This is a genomic window from Mycobacterium sp. E2462, from assembly GCF_001672685.1.
Taxonomy (GTDB): Bacteria; Actinomycetota; Actinomycetes; order Mycobacteriales; family Mycobacteriaceae; genus Mycobacterium.
The window spans coordinates 1-657 of sequence record NZ_LZKC01000301.1 but is presented as its reverse complement, the minus strand read 5'-3'; the positions used below and the strand labels follow the sequence as shown (position 1 = coordinate 657).

The window sequence follows — 657 nt, the reverse complement described above, 5'->3', positions numbered from 1 at the left end:
CAGCCGCTACAAGATCCCGGTGGACGCGTCGGCGGACGTGCACTCGGTGTCGGCGGTCGGTGAGCAGTACCTGGACCTGGTGTCCACCGGCCACCCCGGCAAGTTCCTGTCGCCGGGGCAGACCATCACCAAGGGGACGGTGCCCGCGGAGATCGGGCCGGCGCTGGACACGGCCAACCGCGGCCTGTCGGTGCTGCCGAAGGAGAAAATCGGTCAGCTCCTCGACGAGACGGCGCAGTCGGTCGGAGGGTTGGGCCCGGCGCTGCAGCGGCTGGTCGACTCCACCCAGGCGATCGTCGGTGACTTCAAGACCAACATCAACGACGTCAACGACCTCATCGAGAACTCCGGCGGCGTGCTGGACAGCCAGGTGCAGTCGAGCGGGGCCATCGAGCGCTGGGCGCGCAACCTCAACCGGCTCAGCGCCCAGGCCGCCCAGCAGGACCCGCACGTGAAGAGCATCCTGCGCCAGGCGGCGCCGACGGCCGACCAGGTCAACTCGGTGTTCAACGACGTGCGGGACTCGCTGCCCCAGACGCTGGCGAACCTCGAGGTCGTGTTCGACCTGCTCAAGCGGTACCACACCGGCGTCGAGCAGGTCCTGGTGTTCCTGCCGCAGGGCGCGTCGATCGCCCAGACCGTGGCCGCGCCGTTCCC

1 protein-coding gene is annotated in these 657 nt (G+C 69.4%); it reads left to right on the top strand.

Annotated elements, in window-relative coordinates; translation table 11 throughout:
* Positions 1 to 657, top strand: a 657-nt coding sequence (locus tag A5714_RS15170) for an MCE family protein (RefSeq protein ID WP_156747335.1), incomplete at both ends; no start/stop codon positions are given.